The 15106-nt window shown below is 69.9% G+C and carries 15 protein-coding genes and 2 tRNA genes; 7 read left to right on the plus strand and 10 right to left on the minus strand.

What is annotated here, in order from left to right; all coding sequences use genetic code 11:
• Positions 1-47: 47 nt before the first annotated feature.
• From rsrA to G4Z16_RS10030, 4 genes are all read right to left on the minus strand, one after another.
• The gene (rsrA, locus tag G4Z16_RS10015) at positions 48-407 is read right to left on the minus strand and encodes a mycothiol system anti-sigma-R factor (RefSeq protein ID WP_246530770.1); all 360 of its coding nucleotides are present in this window, start codon (positions 405-407) and stop codon (positions 48-50) included.
• The gene (locus G4Z16_RS10020) at positions 404-1054 is read right to left on the minus strand and encodes a sigma-70 family RNA polymerase sigma factor (protein WP_197354298.1); all 651 of its coding nucleotides are present in this window, start codon (positions 1052-1054) and stop codon (positions 404-406) included. The genes rsrA and G4Z16_RS10020 overlap by 4 nt, the downstream gene beginning before the upstream one ends.
• 245 nt (positions 1055-1299) lie before the next feature.
• Complete coding sequence (locus G4Z16_RS10025; RefSeq protein WP_246530772.1) at positions 1300-2022, minus strand: alpha/beta hydrolase family protein; 723 nt, start codon at positions 2020-2022, stop codon at positions 1300-1302.
• 121 nt (positions 2023-2143) lie between these two features.
• Positions 2144-2962: an SOS response-associated peptidase gene (locus G4Z16_RS10030; protein ID WP_197350501.1), complete on the minus strand. Its 819-nt coding sequence runs from the start codon at positions 2960-2962 to the stop codon at positions 2144-2146.
• 118 nt (positions 2963-3080) lie between these two features.
• On the opposite strand from G4Z16_RS10030, the gene G4Z16_RS10035 reads away from it, so the two are divergent.
• From G4Z16_RS10035 to G4Z16_RS10050, 4 genes are all read left to right on the plus strand, one after another.
• Positions 3081-3794 carry a M50 family metallopeptidase gene (locus G4Z16_RS10035; protein ID WP_028434174.1) on the plus strand — a complete coding sequence of 238 codons (714 nt, stop codon included), beginning with the start codon at positions 3081-3083 and terminating at the stop codon, positions 3792-3794.
• A gap of 97 nt (positions 3795-3891) precedes the next feature.
• Entirely contained in the window at positions 3892-5256 is a 1365-nt protein-coding gene (gene aroA / locus G4Z16_RS10040; protein ID WP_197350502.1) for a 3-phosphoshikimate 1-carboxyvinyltransferase, read from the plus strand.
• A gap of 14 nt (positions 5257-5270) precedes the next feature.
• Complete coding sequence (gene rsgA / locus G4Z16_RS10045) at positions 5271-6281, plus strand: ribosome small subunit-dependent GTPase A (protein WP_197350503.1); 1011 nt, start codon at positions 5271-5273, stop codon at positions 6279-6281.
• 102 nt (positions 6282-6383) lie between these two features.
• Positions 6384-6710, plus strand: coding sequence for a DMT family transporter (locus tag G4Z16_RS10050; RefSeq protein WP_197350504.1), 327 nt, complete (start codon positions 6384-6386; stop codon positions 6708-6710).
• Positions 6711-6743: 33 nt separating this feature from the next.
• Here the strand turns inward: G4Z16_RS10050 and G4Z16_RS10055 are convergent, their stop codons facing one another.
• Positions 6744-7355 (minus strand): TetR/AcrR family transcriptional regulator, encoded by a 612-nt coding sequence (locus G4Z16_RS10055; RefSeq protein WP_197350505.1) that lies wholly within the window; start codon positions 7353-7355, stop codon positions 6744-6746.
• Between the two features lie 226 nt (positions 7356-7581).
• Between G4Z16_RS10055 and hisN the strand changes: the two genes are divergently transcribed.
• Positions 7582-8376 carry a histidinol-phosphatase gene (hisN, locus tag G4Z16_RS10060; protein ID WP_197350506.1) on the plus strand — a complete coding sequence of 265 codons (795 nt, stop codon included), beginning with the start codon at positions 7582-7584 and terminating at the stop codon, positions 8374-8376.
• 170 nt (positions 8377-8546) lie between these two features.
• On the plus strand, positions 8547-8954 hold the full coding sequence (locus G4Z16_RS10065; protein ID WP_197350507.1) for a CBS domain-containing protein: 408 nt from the start codon (positions 8547-8549) through the stop codon (positions 8952-8954).
• A 114-nt stretch (positions 8955-9068) separates the two neighbouring features.
• On the opposite strand, the gene G4Z16_RS10070 is transcribed toward G4Z16_RS10065, so the two are convergent.
• Complete coding sequence (locus tag G4Z16_RS10070) at positions 9069-9215, minus strand: hypothetical protein (protein WP_197355066.1); 147 nt, start codon at positions 9213-9215, stop codon at positions 9069-9071.
• A 65-nt stretch (positions 9216-9280) separates the two neighbouring features.
• Here G4Z16_RS10070 and G4Z16_RS10075 point away from each other — a divergent pair, with 65 nt between their 5' ends.
• Positions 9281-9697: a Fur family transcriptional regulator gene (locus G4Z16_RS10075; RefSeq protein ID WP_028434167.1), complete on the plus strand. Its 417-nt coding sequence runs from the start codon at positions 9281-9283 to the stop codon at positions 9695-9697.
• Between the two features lie 107 nt (positions 9698-9804).
• Here G4Z16_RS10075 and G4Z16_RS10080 read toward each other — a convergent pair.
• The 4 genes from G4Z16_RS10080 to G4Z16_RS10095 all read right to left on the minus strand — a co-directional run bounded on the left by G4Z16_RS10080 (position 9805) and on the right by G4Z16_RS10095 (position 15004).
• Positions 9805-9878: transfer RNA gene (locus G4Z16_RS10080), tRNA-Met, on the minus strand.
• Positions 9879-10017: 139 nt separating this feature from the next.
• Positions 10018-11799: a tetratricopeptide repeat protein gene (locus G4Z16_RS10085; RefSeq protein WP_197350508.1), complete on the minus strand. Its 1782-nt coding sequence runs from the start codon at positions 11797-11799 to the stop codon at positions 10018-10020.
• Between the two features lie 185 nt (positions 11800-11984).
• Positions 11985-12058: transfer RNA gene (locus G4Z16_RS10090), tRNA-Met, on the minus strand.
• Positions 12059-12133: 75 nt separating this feature from the next.
• Entirely contained in the window at positions 12134-15004 is a 2871-nt protein-coding gene (locus tag G4Z16_RS10095; protein ID WP_197354301.1) for a UPF0182 family membrane protein, read from the minus strand.
• Positions 15005-15106: the final 102 nt, after the last annotated feature.

Here is a 15106-nt window from a genome sequence, read left to right on the forward strand (position 1 = left end):
GGGACGCGACGCCACGGCTGTCTCCGCGCGGAGAGCGATGCGTCGCGTCAGGCGTACTTCTTGCGCCCCTGGACGCTCTGCGACTGCGCCGCACCGGTGTCTTCGGTCTCCGACTCGGCCGTCCCGTCCGGGACTTCGGCTCCCGCCGCCTCGGCCGCGCGAATGAGCTCGATCCGGCCCATCACCTTCGAGCGCAGGTCCGAGGGCACGTCGTCGTGACCGCAGCAGCGCTTGACGAGCTTCTTGACCTCCTGCTCGAGGCCGTACTTCTCCAGGCAGGGAGAGCACTCGTCGAAGTGCTCCTTGAACTTCTCGCAGTCACTGTCCGGCATTTCCCGGTCCAGGTACTCGTAGAGGTGGTCCAGCACCTCGGAGCAGTCCGTCTCGTGCGGCTCTCCGCAACTCATGAGCGCGAACCTTTCCCGTCGTGCGACTGCCCGGTGCCCGCGGAGGCAAGACCCCGGTCACGTGCGTAGTCCTCCAGCATGCCGCGCAGCTGCCGCCGGCCGCGGTGCAGCCGGGACATGACGGTCCCGATCGGCGTCCCCATGATGTCGGCGATCTCCTTGTAGGCGAACCCCTCGACGTCCGCCAGATACACCGCGATGCGGAACTCCTCCGGGATGGCCTGCAGGGCCTCCTTCACATCGGAATCCGGCAGGTGGTCGAGCGCCTGCGCCTCGGCGGAGCGCAGCCCCGTCGACATGTGCGACTCGGCACGCGCGAGCTGCCAGTCCTCGATGTCCTCCGCCGCACTGCGCTGGGGCTCGCGCTGCTTCTTGCGGTAGGAGTTGATGAAGGTGTTGGTGAGGATCCGGTACAGCCACGCCTTGAGGTTGGTGCCCTCACGGAACTGGTGGAAGGAGGCGTACGCCTTCGCATACATCTCCTGCACGAGGTCCTCGGCGTCGGCCGGATTCCGCGTCATGCGCAGCGCGGCCGAGTACATCTGGTCGAGGTAGTTCAGCGCGTCCCGCTCGAAGCGGGCGCTGCGCTCCGCCTCGGTCTCCTGTCCGGCATTCTCGCCGTCTTCGGTCCCGGTGACCGGACCCACCTCCTCCGGTGCTACGGCAAGCCCGATGCCGGACCCGCCCGAATCGGAGAATAGACGACCTTCCGCTCCGCGCGCCGCCCCGGTCGCCGTCCCGCCGGCGAGCGCGACCGTGGCCCAGTCCAGGTCGGCGGCCTGCGGACGCTGCGGGCAAGCGACAGAACCCATGCTGACGGCTCCCTTGGTCTCGAAAGTTTGACTCTGCCTTGAACACATCCGCCACGGGTGTTCATTCCCGCGTCCGGTAGTCATCCGCGGCCGCCTCCTGACGGGAGCGACAGCCCGGAAAGCCAGCCGGTGACGGCGTCCGTGAGCAGGCTCATGGCCTCCTCCTGACCGATGCCGGCGCTCTTGGGAACGGCGAAGCCGTGGTCGCCGTGCGGCACCTCCGCGATCCGCGTGCCCTCGGGGAACTCCGCGGGCCGGCCGAAGGGGTCGCGCCCGCCCTGCACCACGAGCACCGGCACCCCCGCACCGGTCAGCTCCTCGACGCGGGACTTCTCCGGCTTTCCCGGTGGGTGCAGCGGGAAGGACAGCGCGAGCACCGCCGCGGCCCCCAGTTCGCTGCCCGTGCGGCACGCCACACGTGCGCCGGCGCTGCGCCCGCCCGCGACGACGGGAAGGCCCGGCGAGCACAGGGCAGGCCACAGTTCCCGCCAAGCGGCGTCGAGGGTCTTCGGCGCGGGCGCGACCTTCTTACCGGCCACGCGCCACGGCTGTTCGACGAGCGCGACGGTGATCCCCGCCGGAGGAAGGGCCGCGGCGAGCGCCCGCAGGTCCCGCGCCTCGATCCCGCCGCCCGCGCCGTGGCCGAGGGCGAGCACGGCACGGGCATCGAGGGCCGTGTGCCAGGTGATGCGAGCGTCTCCGGCGGGGGTGGGGACGGTCCGGGCGCTCTGGGTGGGCTTCCCCTTGGCCCCGGTGTGGTCGGCGTGCGCGCCGTGTCCGGCGCCTCCGGCTTTCTTGGTCATGGAAAGCCATCCTGCCCCGTCTCGTCCCCGTCCCCGTCCCCGTACCGCCCCCGTCCGGCGCGTCAGGGGATCCAGTCCCCCTGGTCAGTGGTCAGTGGTCGCGTGGCCGGCGGCGGACACGTCAGAACAGCGTGCCGACCTCGGGCCCGGTCAGCTCCTTGACGAGCTCCGCGCTGTTGTTGCGCACGTTGCTGACGCCTGTGGAGACCGGGTACGCGCGCATCATCCCCGGGGGCGGCGGCTCGAGCAGCGCCCGCAGCTCCTCCTGCGGCCGACGGGCCGGGTCCAGCCAGGCGTTCCAGCGGTCGGGGAGCAGCATCAGCGGCATCCGCGGGTGGATGTCCGCGAGCGACTTAGGACCGTCCTCGCCGGACGGCCCCGCCAGCGGCGCTGTCTCCGCCTCCGTGGTGACCACGGTGCAGGTGGTCCACCAGGCCCTCGGGTGGTCGTCGGGCAGCGTGCTGTCGCGCCAGAACTCGTACAGCCCGGCCATCGCCATCACGGATCCGTCCACGGGCGTCACGAAGTACGGCTGCTTCCGCGGCCGCTTCCTCTTGCCCTCCTGCTCCAGCTGGAGCTCGCCCTTGGCTGTTACCCATTCGAAGTAGCCGTCGGCCGGGAGGAGGCACCTGCGGGCGGCGAACGGACGCCGGTACGCCGGCTTCTCGTGCACCGTCTCGGCCCTGGCGTTGATCATCTTCGCGCCCATCTCCGGCGACTGTGCCCACGCGGGTACGAGCCCCCACGTCAGGGTCCTCAACTGCCGTACGGGGCGCTGGTCCTGCGTTCCCTTCAGGGGTCGGTCGAGGATCGCGTGCACCTGCTTCGTCGGGGCGACGTTCCAGTCGGGCGCCAGGGTCTCGCTGGGCTCCCACATCTCCACACCGAAGAGCGCTACGAGATCCTCTGGTCTCCGGCTTGCTGCATAGCGTCCGCACATGAGTGCCACACTGCCACGGCACTGATGTGGAACGCCCCGCGTTCACGGAGAAGCACGTTCCGCTCAAGAAGAAGGGGTGCGGGGCAGTTCATGCCGCGCCGGGAGGACAAAGGACAGAATGGACACGACGAGCATCGCCGGCCTGTGGGACCGGGTTTTCGGTACACAACCCGATCCCGACCAGTGGCTGGTCCTCACCACCGCCGTCATAGCCCTCGCCGTCGTCGTACCGCACGGCGTGTGGCGATTGTCACGGAACGCGGTCACCATCGCGCACGAGGGCGGCCACGGTCTGATCGCCCTGCTGTCCGGACGGCAGCTCGAGGGAATCCGCCTGCACTCCGACACCTCGGGACTCACGCTCTCCCGCGGCAAGCCCACCGGCATCGGCATGGTGCTCACCGCGGCGGCGGGCTACGCGGCGCCCTCGCTGCTCGGTCTCGGCGGTGCGTGGCTGCTGGCCGCGAACCACATAACCCTTCTCCTGTGGAGCGCCACCGCCCTGCTCCTGGCCATGCTCACCATGATCCGCAACGCCTATGGCGTCCTGACCGTCCTCCTCACCGGCGGCGCCTTCGTCCTCGTTTCCTGGCTGACGGAGCCGCAGGTGCAGGCGGGGTTCGCCTACGTCGTCGTCTGGTTCCTGCTGCTCGGCGGCGTACGGCCGGTCTTCGAGCTCCAGGGGAAGCGGCGCCGCGGAGGTGCCCCGGACTCGGACGCGGACCAGCTCTCCCGCCTGAGCCACCTTCCGGCCGCGGTCTGGCTGCTCCTCTTCCACCTGGTGTCGATGTGCTCGCTGATCGGCGGCGGGCGGTGGCTGCTCGGCCTGTGAGCCATGGGGCGGGCCTCGGCGGAGGCCTGCGGGAACGTGGTCCGGCGCGGGATTCCGCCGAGATCGGCGAACCGGCCGAACGACTAAGGTGAATGTCATGACCGAGCAGACCGTCTCCGCCCCTCTGTGGCCCGCGCCGTTCGCACAAGCACCCGTCGACGCGACCGTCGCCGTCCCCGGTTCGAAGTCGGTCACCAACCGCGGTCTCGTGCTCGCCGCCCTGGCCGCGGACACCGGTGTGCTGCGCCGCCCGCTGCGCTCGCGGGACACGCTGCTGATGGCCGACGCCTTGCGCGCGCTCGGCGTGCACGTCGAGGAGGGCGTGGGCTCGGACGGCACCGGCGAGTTCTGGCGCGTGATCCCGGCCGCGCTGCGCGGTCCCGCCACCGCCGACGTCGGCAACGCGGGCACCGTGATGCGGTTCCTGCCGCCCCTCGCCGCGCTCGCGGACGGCCCGGTGCGTCTCGACGGCGACCCGCGCTCGTACGAACGTCCGCTGCACGGAGTCATCGACGCGCTCCGGGTGCTGGGCGCCCGCATCGACGACGGCTGCCGGGGAGCCCTGCCGATGACGGTGCACGGCACCGGTTCCCTCGCCGGCGGTGCCGTGGAGATCGATGCGTCGGCCTCCAGTCAGTTCGTGAGCGCCCTGCTGCTGTCCGGGCCGCGCTTCAACCAGGGCGTCGAGGTGCGCCACGTCGGCGCCTCTCTTCCCTCCATGCCTCACATCCGCATGACGATCGACATGCTCCGCAAGGCCGGGGCGCAGGTCGACGCGCCCGAGGACGGCGGCGAGCCCGACGTCTGGCGGGTCACGCCCGGAGCCCTCCTCGGCCGGGACCTGGTCGTGGAGCCCGACCTGTCCAACGCACAGCCCTTCCTCGCCGCCGCCCTGATCACGGGCGGCCGGGTCACCGTCCCGGACTGGCCGGAACACACCACTCAGCCCGGGGACGCGCTGCGCCGCATCTTCACCGAGATGGGGGGCTCGTGCGTGCTGGACGAGCACGGGCTGACCTTCACCGGAAGCGGCCGTATCCACGGCATCGACGTCGACCTGAGCGACGTCGGTGAGCTCACGCCCGGCATCGCCGCCGTGGCCGCCCTGGCCGATTCGGAGTCGGTGCTGCGCGGCGTCGGCCATCTGCGCCTGCACGAGACGGACCGGCTCGCGGCGCTCACGAAGGAGATCAACGGTCTCGGCGGTCAGGTCACCGAGACCGAGGACGGCCTGCGCATCCGCCCGCGTCCCCTGCACGGCGGCGTCTTCCACACCTACGACGACCACCGCCTGGCCACCGCCGCCGCGCTGCTGGGGCTGGTGACCGAGGGCGTGAAGGTCGAGGACATCGCCACCACGGGCAAGACCCTCCCCGGCTTCGACGGCATGTGGGCCGGGATGCTCGGCACGGACGGCGTGAACGGTACGAGCGGCGGCTCACGCATCGAAGAGAGCGCCTGAGGACGGGCCCGGCGATGCGCCGCTACGGCAAGCACACCGACGAGGACGACGTCCGCGTACGTCCCAACCGCAAGGGCAGCCGTCCGCGCACGCACACCCGCCCCAAGCACGAGGACGCGTCGCAGGGGATGGTGCTCACCGTCGACAGGGGCCGGTTCACCTGCCTCGTCGAAGGCCGCACGATCACCGCGATGAAGGCGCGCGAACTCGGCCGCAAGGGCGTGGTCGTCGGGGACGAAGTGGCCGTCGTCGGCGATCTGTCCGGCGCCAAGGACACCCTCGCGCGCATCGTCCGCGTCGAGAAGCGCACGTCCGTGCTGCGGCGCACCGCCGACGACAACGACCCGTACGAACGTGTCGTCGTCGCCAACGCGGACCAGCTGGCCATCGTCACCGCGCTCGCCGATCCGGAACCACGCCCCCGGCTGATCGACCGCTGTCTGGTCGCCGCCTTCGACGCCGGGCTGGATCCGCTGCTCGTACTGACCAAGTCCGATCTCGCCCCGGCCGAACCGCTGTTGGAGAAGTACACGCCGCTCGGCGTGCCGCACGTCGTCACGAACCGCGCCGAACTGGCCGACGGCGAGGCGGCGGAACGCGTGCGGGAGTCGCTCTACGGGCGGGTCACCGTGTTCGTCGGGCACAGCGGCGTCGGCAAGACCACCCTGGTGAACGCCCTCGTTCCCGAGGAACGGCGGCGCACCACCGGACACGTCAACGCGGTGACGGGGCGCGGCCGCCACACCACGACATCCGCGCTTGCCCTGCCGCTCCGGGAAGAGGGGAGCTGGGTGATCGACACCCCGGGCGTGCGCTCCTTCGGGCTGCACCACGTCGACGCGTCGCGCGTCATCGGCGCCTTCCCCGACCTCGAACCGGGCACCGCCGAGTGCCCGCGCGCGTGCAGCCACGACGAGCCGGACTGCGCCCTCGACCAGTGGGTCTCGGACGGCCACGCCGACCCGCAGCGGCTTCACTCCCTGCGCAGGCTGCTGGCGACGCGTGAACTGCGCGAAGACGACTGATCAGCGCACAACGGCCATACACGGGCATAATCGCCCGGAAGTACGCCGCCCACGCCCGGACCACGCCAGGCACGCAGACACGCACGCACGGAGGCATTCCACATGGCAGCGTGGCTGCTGGTCATCGTCGCCGGGTTCCTGGAGACCGGGTTCGCGGTCTGCCTCAAGCTCTCCCACGGCTTCACCCGGCTGTGGCCCACCGTCGCCTTCTGCGTCTTCGCGCTCGGCAGCTTCGGACTGCTGACGCTCTCGCTGAAGCGCCTCGAGGTCGGCCCCGCCTACGCGGTCTGGACGGGCATCGGAGCCGCCGGCACGGCCGTGTACGGGATGCTCTTCCTCGGCGACGTCGTCTCCGCGCTGAAGCTGGTCTCGATCTCGCTGGTCGTCATCGGGCTGGTGGGCCTTCAGCTCTCGGGAGCGGCGCACTGAGCCGGACCCTTTCGAGGCCGCGGCGTCGCTGATTCAACGCGGCTGCGCGAGCAGTGCCCGTACCACCTCGCGGATCTGGCCCACCGCGTCCTCGTCGCGCCGCTCCGAGGAAGGCGCGACCACGAACGACAGCGCGATCCGGATTCCCGCCTCACATGCCAGGCCCAGCCGTCCGGAGGAACCGTTCGGGGAGAATCCCTCCATCATGCGCTTGCACAACGTGGCGGCCAGCGCCCCCGGTTCGCCGGGGTGTACGGCGGGCGCGCCCGCGGCGTCGACGGTCGCGGCGTCGGCGGCGGGCAGCGGCATCGGCGTGCCCCAACATCCCGTGAGCGCCGCACGGACGATGGGTTCGTCACGGGCGGTCCGCAGCATCCAGGCGGCAGCCGCAGCGAAGGAGGCCACCGGGTCGGCGCCGCCGCGGCTCCCTTCGGCCGCCGCGCGCACCGCTCCCTCGACGAAGCCGTCGACCAGCCGGTTCACCAGGGCGGCCCCAAGGCCCTCCTTCGTCCCGAACTCGTTGTAGAGCGTCTGCCGGGACACGCCTGCTGCGGTGGCGACGTCCACCATCCGCACTCCTGTCCATGGCTGTGTGCCGACGGCCGTGTGTGCGGCTTCCAGCAAGGTCTCGCGTGCAGTAGGCATCGTGCCTCCGAACCCGGCGGCTGGGGTGCGGGACAGAATTGACGCGTCGCCAACTCCTGTCAAGACAGCGGGCGCACTCCCCGCACACGACGCAGGCACACCGGGTGCCATCCGTCCTCCCATGGTGCCTCCGGCACCACCCCCCGGCGCGAACGGACACACTCGCATGGCTTCCCGCCGCCACTGCCCTGTGGCTGGCTATCCGGCTGGTCGATACTGTTCACACATGCCGGACTACCACGATGATCTGCGTCTCGCCCACGTCCTGGCCGACGCCGCGGACGCCACGACGATGGAGCGGTTCAAGGCTCTCGATCTCAAGGTCGAGACCAAACCGGACCTGACGCCGGTCAGCGAGGCCGACAAGGCTGCCGAGGAGCTGATCCGTACCTCGCTCAAGCGGACGCGCCCGCGGGACGCCGTGCTCGGCGAGGAGTTCGGCACGGAGGGGCACGGCTCCCGGCGCTGGGTCATCGATCCCATCGACGGAACGAAGAACTACGTCCGCGGAGTCCCCGTCTGGGCGACCTTGATCGCCCTGACCGAGCTGGGCGAGGGCGGCGATCAGCCGGTGGTGGGTCTGGTCTCGGCCCCCGCTCTCAACCGGCGATGGTGGGCGGCGAAGGGCGGCGGCGCCTACACCGGACGCAGCCTGTCGCAGGCCTCGCGCCTCCAGGTCTCCCGGGTGGAGTCCGTACGGGACGCCTCCTTCGCGTACTCCTCGCTGCACGGCTGGGAGGAGCGCGGCATGTTCCCGGGCTTCCTCGAGCTGACCCGCGACTGCTGGCGCACGCGGGGGTACGGGGACTTCTGGCCGTACATGATGGTGGCCGAGGGTTCGGTGGACGCGTGCGCCGAGCCGGAGCTGTCGCTGTGGGACATGGCGGCACCCGCGATCATCGTGCAGGAGGCGGGCGGCACGTTCACGGGCCTCGACGGCAGGGACGGCCCGCACAGCGGGAACGCCCTCGCCTCCAACGGCCTGCTGCACGAGGAAGTGCTCACCTATCTGACCGCGTAGACGTACGCGGGACACGCGAGGCGCGATGGGGGAAACACGCGCCCTGTCTGTCCGGGTACGTGCCCTTGTTGTGGTCCCGGAGCCATGTGAACATGAAACTCCGTAAGCTTGTGACCTTGTGAATCTCTTCTCGAAGTGGAGAGGTTTCGCCAAGGAGGTGGACCACGCACATGCCCACCCTCGTCCGAGAAGCAATGACCACGGTCGTTCTCACCATCGGTCCCGCCCACACACTCCGCCAGGCCGCCACGCTGATGTCGGCCCGTCGGGTCGGCGCAGCCGTGGTCTTCGACCCCGACACCAGCGGGCTCGGAATCCTCACCGAGCGCGACATCCTCAACTCCCTCGGCGCGGGCCAGGATCCCGACCAGGAGACGGCGCAGTCCCACACCACGACCGACGTCGTCTTCGCCACGGAGGAGTGGACGCTGGAGCAGGCGTCGGAAGCCATGACCCACGGCGGGTTCCGCCATCTGATCGTGATGCACGAACAGGAGGCCGTCGGCATCGTGTCCGTGCGGGACATCGTGCGCTGCTGGACCGGAAGAGCCGAGACCGTGGGAGCAGTGGGCGTGTGAGCAGGACGCCCGCGCGGCAGCGAACGCGGCGGCGCGGGCCTCACCCATCTGAGCAACACCGGAGGGACCGTGCGACGGCACGGTCCCTCCGGGTTCTTACGGCGAGCTGCCGGATCAGCCGCGCAGGGCCTGAACCGCGGCCTCCAGCCGCTTGCCGTAGCCCTCGTCCGCCTTGCGGAAGTTCTCGATGGCGCGCTGGACGACGTCCTCACCCGAGACCTGCGTCGAGCTTGAACAGATCCTACATTGGACATTGTCCAAGTCAAGAACTTGACGAAGTCCATACGGGTTCTTTTCCCGGACCCCAGCGCTGCTAGGGTTGACGTATGAGCGACCTGCTGGAACGACTCCGTGACCGGGGCTGGCGGCTGACCGCGCAGCGGCGAGTCGTGGCCGAGGTCCTGGACGGCGACCACGTGCACTACACGGCCGACGAGGTGCACGCACGCGCTGCCGTACGCCTGCCGGAGATCGCGCGTGCCACCGTCTACAACACGCTGAGCGAGCTCGTCTCCATCGGCGAGGTGATCGAGGTCAGCACCGACGGCCGCGCGAAGCGGTACGACCCCAACGCCCGCCATTCACATCAGCACTTGGTCTGCTCGAAGTGCGGCACGATCCGCGACGTGCACCCGTCCGGCGACCCGCTGGCCGGCCTTCCCGAGACGGAGCGCTACGGGTTCACGATCTCGGACGCCACGATCACCTACCGGGGCACCTGCCCCCAGTGCGCCGCCGGCTGACACGTCGCTCCGTCACGGTCCCATCGGGCCGTGAACCGGCCACTCGGCCATAGCGCGAGACATGCGAAGGGCCCGGATCCTTGAGGATCCGGGCCCTTCGACTTCAGTAGCGGGGACAGGATTTGAACCTGCGACCTCTGGGTTATGAGCCCAGCGAGCTACCGAGCTGCTCCACCCCGCGCCGTTGTGCCGCAACTCTAACCCTGCGCCGACGACCAGCGCAAATCGCCTCTGTACAGCCCGGCCGGGCCCGCGCGTGAACGCGATGCGGCCCGGCCGGACCGTACGGACCACCCGCCCCGGACGGGGCCGGCCGGACGTCAGGCCGTGAGCTCCGAGTGCAGGGCGTCGTGCAGTTTGGCCGCGCGCGCGGCCACCTCGGACGGGCCCAGCTCGACCGCGCGTGCGCACCAGTGCTGCCCCGTCTCGAGCTCGCCCCGGCGTGCGCTCAGCAGTGCGAGACGCAGCGCCGCGCGCCCGTGCCCCGCCTCGGCGGCACGGGTCCACCACAGCGCCGCCTCCGGCTCGCTGCCCTCGCGGGCCAGCAACAGCCCCAGGTTGAACGCCCCGTTGGGGCTGCCCGCCTCCGCCGCGGACCGGTACCAGCGCGCGGCGTCGACGATCTCGCCCCGCGCCGCCAGGCACATGCCGAAGCGCACCTGTGCACGCCGGTGACCCTGCTCGGCCGCGCGCTCGTACCACTCCTCGTGCTCGTCGCGGCTGCTCACGGACGCGGTCGCACCCGTCGAGTCCGCCTCCTGCGGGCCACGGCGCTCCAGGAGCACGGCGAGCCGGAAAGCGCCCTCCACGCTGCCGGCACCGGCGGCGCAGCGCAGCCGGCGCTCCGCCCCCTGCTCGTCGCCCTCCCTCAGCAGAGCGATGCCGACCTGCAGCGCGGCCTCCGCGTGCCCCGCCGACGCGGCCCGCGCGTACCAGACACGCGCCGTACGGTGATCGCCACGGCCGACGTGCAGGATGCCCAGGTTGAACGCGGCGTCGACGCTGCCGGCCTCCGCCGCCTTGGAGAACCAGGGCTCGGCGCCGTCCGCGTCACCGCGCTGCAGCAGCAGCACCGCGAGCGCGTTGGCGGCCTCACGGTGACCGGCGTACGCGGCACGGCGGTACCACTGCTCGGCCTGCGCCGTGCGGCCCTGCGCCGCGCAGAGCAGCCCGAGGTTGAACGCGCCGTTGTCACAGCCCGCATCGAGCGCCACGCGGTACCAGCGCTCCGCGGCCTGACGCTCACCGCGGTCGGCGTGGAGGGCACCCAGCGCGTTCGCGGCGTTGCCGTCCCCGTCCTCGGCGGCACGGCGCCACCAGACCGCCGCGCTCTCCTCGTCCCCCGCGTCCCGCAGCAGGAAGCCCAGCGCACACGCGGCGCGCGGCTCGCCTTCCTTCGCGGACGTGAGGTACCAGCGGCCCGCCTCCTTCAGTTCGCCGCGGCGCTCCAGGATCGCGCCGAGCCGGAGCGCGGCGCGGCGGTGACCGCGGGCGGCGGCCTGCCGGTACCACTGCTCGGCCTCGCGCTCGACGGCCTCCACGGCCTCGTCGTCGTCCTCACCTTCACCGGTGACGTCGGCCCCGCGGGTGCTGATGATCTGCGCGAGCCGGTACGCGGCCTCACGGTGGCCCTGTTCGGCGGCGGCACGGAACCAGGCCTCCGCGCCTTCCTCACCACGGTGGTCGAGCAGATCCGCCAGGGCGTACGCACCCAGCGCGTGCCCGCACTCGGCGGCGTGCAGGAGCCAGTAGTGCGCTGCGGCCTCGCCCCCACGCTCACGGTGATGCCTGCCGAGGGCGTGAGCCGCCGCGGCCGATCCGGCGACGGCGGCGACGCGCCACCAGCCCGCGGCCTCGTCGGTGCGGCCCCGCTGGTGGAGCAGAACGCCCAGGTTGTTTGCCGCCGCACGGTCACCCGCAGCGGTGGCCGCCCGCAGCGGTGCCTCCGCACCGTCGAGATCGCCGCGGCGGAGCAACCGAGCGCCGAGCACGCTCAGTTCGCCGACGTTGTCGACATCTCCCGCCCCGCTGTCAACGTCCGCCGGCGCCGTACCGGTACCCGGCGGAGCCTCCAGTCTCACTTTGTCCCCCATGAAGCCCATGTTCGCACCACCCGCAACGCACGTACACCTGGAATACCACCACCGGGTGAGGTCAATTCAGAGGTTTGTCGACTTCCCGACAGAGAGACACCTCAAACCGTCTGCCACGAAAGGGGATTGAGGTGTGATGCGTTGACACATGCGAAGGGCCCGGATCCTTGAGGATCCGGGCCCTTCGACTTCAGTAGCGGGGACAGGATTTGAACCTGCGACCTCTGGGTTATGAGCCCAGCGAGCTACCGAGCTGCTCCACCCCGCGCCGTTGTGTGACAACTCTACACCACGGTACGGAGTGCTCCGCACCCGGGCGGTGGGGCCGCCCGGGTGCGCTCAACTACTCCTTCTTGGCGCCCTCTTCGGCGTCCTTCTCGGCGTCCTGCGCCTCCTTGATGGCGTCCCTGAGGTCGTCCTGCGCCTTGCCGTACGCCTTCCAGTCGCCCTTCTCCAGCGCGTCCTGGCCGGCGTCGTACGCGTCCTGAACGTTCCTCAGGGCCTCGCGCACCGATGCGTCACCGGACGCCGGCGGCTCCTCCGGCTGCTCGCCAGGATCGGACGCCCCGGGGTCGCCCTTGGCGTCGAAGACCTTGTCGAGGGCCTGGTCCAAGGTGTTCTCGAAGGCGATGCGTTCGCCGTAGGTGACCAGAACCTTCCGCATGCGCGGGTAGTTGGTGCCGGCACCGCGCACATACACCGGCTCGACGTAGAGCAGACCGCCCTCGAGAGGCACCGTCAGGAGGTTGCCGTACTCGACCTCCGAGTCACCCCGCTTCAGGAGGTTGAGGGACTCGGCGATGCTGGGATCGGAGTTGAACTTGCTCTGCACCTGCGAGGGGCCGGACACGGTCGTGTTGGACGGCAGCCTCAGCATCTTGATCTTGCCGTATCCCGGACTGCGCGGATCCGCCTCGATGGACATGAACGCGCCCAGCGTCTCCCGCTTGTTGGGATTGAACGTCGTGGTGAGCGAGAACGCCTGCTTCTTCTCGTCCGGCATCTGAAGACTCAGGTAGTACGGCGGTACCGCGTTGCCCTTGTGCGTCGGGTCGTCGGGGATCTGCCAGCGCTCACTGCCGCTGTAGAACTGCGACGGCGACGTGACGTGGTACCGGGTCAGCAGCTCGCGCTGGACCTTGAACAGGTCCTGCGGATACCGCAGATGGTCCATCAGCTGGCTGCCGATCGCGCTCTTCGGCTTGACCGTGCCGGGGAAGGCCTTCATCCAGGTCTTCAGGACCGGGTCCTTCTTGTCCCACTGGTACATCTTCACGTCGCCGCTGTAGGCGTCGACCGTCGCCTTGACCGAGTTGCGGATGTAGTTGACGCGGTTCTGCCGGGCGACCACCGCGCGCTGACCGTCCGTCAGCGAGTCCTCCGTGGTGTCGCCGAGGGTCGTACGTGAGGAGTACGGGTAGTTGTCCGACGTCGTGTAGGCGTCGATGATCCACTTGATCCGGCCGTTGACGACGGCCGGGTAGGGGTCGCCGTCGATCGTCAGCCACGGCGCGACGGCCTCGACGCGCTCCTTCGGCGTCCGGTTGTAGAGGATCCGGGAGCCCTCGCCGATCGCTCCGGAGTAGAGGATCTGCGGCTCGTTGAAGTTCACGGCGTACGCGGCACGGTTGACCGGGTTGGCGAGGTTGACCCCGCTCTTGCCCTTGTACGTGTACGTCTTCTCGCCCTTGTCGTCCGCGTAGTCCAGCTCCTTCTGCGGACCGCCGACGATCGAGTACTGGTTGGTCTTCTCGCCGTAGTAGACGCGACCCTCGTACTTGCCCTTGTCGCCCTTGGGCGGAAGGTCCTGCTCGGTGAAGGACGGTGCGCCGTCCTTGTCGACCGTGGTGCCCTTGGCCGCGACCATGCCGTAGCCGTGGGTGTACTTGAAGTGCTCGTTGATCCAGTTCTGCTCGGGGATGCCGTCCGTGTTGATCTCGCGCAGACCGACGACGGTGTCCTGCTCCTTGCCGTCCTTGTTCTTGTAGCGGTCCACGTCGAGCACGGCGGGGAACTGGTAGTAGCCCCTGACCTGCTGCTTCTGCTGGAACGTCGGGGAGACGACGTTCGGGTCGAGAAGACGCGTGCTCGCCGTGGTCGCTGCGGCGTCGCGCAGCTGCTGCTTGCCCGCCTTGCTCGTGCCCGAGTAGTCCTTCACCTGTGAGTCGTCGATGCCGTAGGCCTCACGCGTGGCCTTGATGTTCTTCTTGATGTACGGCGTCTCCTTGGCCTGCTCGTTCGGCTGGACCTGGAACTTCTGGACTATCGCCGGGTACAGGCCGCCGATCAGGATCGCCGAGAGGACCATGAGGCCGAAGCCGATCACGGGAAGCTGCCAGGTGCGGCGCCAGATGGTCGCGAAGAAGAGCAGGGCGCAGATGATCGCGATGCAGAAGAGGATGGTCTTGGCCGGGAGGTAGGCGTTCGCGTCGACGAACTTCAGACCCGTCCAGTTGTCCGTCGCCTTGAAGTCACCGGACTTCACGGCCAGTCCGTACCTGTCCAGCCAGTAGGCCACGGCCTTGAGGGCGACGAAGAAGCCCAGCAGCACGGACAGATGGCCCGTGGCCTGCGCCGTCGCGCGAGCACCCGGAGTGGTCACGCGCAGGCCGCCGTAGAGGTAGTGCACCAGCGCGGATGCGATCAGCGACAGGACCACCGCGGCGAAGCCGAAGGCGAGCAGGAAGCGGTACCAGGGCAGGTCGAAGGCGTAGAACGAGATGTCCTTGCCGAACTGCGGGTCCGTCTTGCCGAACGGCACGGAGTTGATCCACAGCAGCCACGTGCGCCACTGCCCGGCCGCCGAGGCGCCGGCGATCAGCCCGACCAGAGCCGTCACGCCGAGCAGCACCCACTTCTTGTACGGGGCGATGCTCATCCGGTAGCGGTCGAGGCTCTGCTGCTCCAGCGACATGGCGCTGAGCGGCGGCCGCATGCGGTGCGCGATCCAGACGTTGAGCCCGACGGCCGCGGACATCAGCAGACCGAAGACGGCGAACATGCCGACCTTTGTCCACAGCGTCTTGGTGAAGACCGCGCTGTACTTGACCGAGCGATACCAGAGCCAGTCGGTCCAGAACCCCGCGAACATGACGAAGAGCATGGCGAGCACCGCCAGCACGCCAACGGTCATCAGCAGCGTACGGGCGCGCCTGGACGGCCGCCCCACTCTGATCCGTGGCCCGGAGGGACCGCCTGAACCGCGGTCCGGCATCTGGAAAGCCAAGGTGCGCACCTCGAAGATCGCTGTGACAAGAAGGGCCCAGCATCGTAAGCCCACTCATGCAACTTAACGAAGCTTTACCCAGTTCCCGAT

The sequence above is a fragment of the Streptomyces bathyalis genome, from assembly GCF_015910445.1.
GTDB lineage: Bacteria > Actinomycetota > Actinomycetes > Streptomycetales > Streptomycetaceae > Streptomyces > Streptomyces bathyalis.

What these genes read in the sequence shown, in the direction of transcription:
- rsrA (WP_246530770.1), bottom strand. Translation starts at nt 407, where the DNA reads ATGAGTTGCGGAGAGCCGCACGAGACGGACTGCTCCGAGGTGCTGGAC.
- G4Z16_RS10025 (WP_246530772.1), bottom strand. Translation starts at nt 2,022, where the DNA reads ATGACCAAGAAAGCCGGAGGCGCCGGACACGGCGCGCACGCCGACCAC.
- G4Z16_RS10030 (WP_197350501.1), bottom strand. Translation starts at nt 2,962, where the DNA reads ATGTGCGGACGCTATGCAGCAAGCCGGAGACCAGAGGATCTCGTAGCG.
- G4Z16_RS10035 (WP_028434174.1), top strand. Translation starts at nt 3,081, where the DNA reads ATGGACACGACGAGCATCGCCGGCCTGTGGGACCGGGTTTTCGGTACA.
- aroA (WP_197350502.1), top strand. Translation starts at nt 3,892, where the DNA reads ATGACCGAGCAGACCGTCTCCGCCCCTCTGTGGCCCGCGCCGTTCGCA.
- rsgA (WP_197350503.1), top strand. Translation starts at nt 5,271, where the DNA reads ATGCGCCGCTACGGCAAGCACACCGACGAGGACGACGTCCGCGTACGT.
- G4Z16_RS10050 (WP_197350504.1), top strand. Translation starts at nt 6,384, where the DNA reads ATGGCAGCGTGGCTGCTGGTCATCGTCGCCGGGTTCCTGGAGACCGGG.
- G4Z16_RS10055 (WP_197350505.1), bottom strand. Translation starts at nt 7,355, where the DNA reads ATGCCTACTGCACGCGAGACCTTGCTGGAAGCCGCACACACGGCCGTC.
- hisN (WP_197350506.1), top strand. Translation starts at nt 7,582, where the DNA reads ATGCCGGACTACCACGATGATCTGCGTCTCGCCCACGTCCTGGCCGAC.
- G4Z16_RS10065 (WP_197350507.1), top strand. Translation starts at nt 8,547, where the DNA reads ATGCCCACCCTCGTCCGAGAAGCAATGACCACGGTCGTTCTCACCATC.
- G4Z16_RS10075 (WP_028434167.1), top strand. Translation starts at nt 9,281, where the DNA reads ATGAGCGACCTGCTGGAACGACTCCGTGACCGGGGCTGGCGGCTGACC.
- G4Z16_RS10085 (WP_197350508.1), bottom strand. Translation starts at nt 11,799, where the DNA reads ATGGGCTTCATGGGGGACAAAGTGAGACTGGAGGCTCCGCCGGGTACC.
- G4Z16_RS10095 (WP_197354301.1), bottom strand. Translation starts at nt 15,004, where the DNA reads ATGCCGGACCGCGGTTCAGGCGGTCCCTCCGGGCCACGGATCAGAGTG.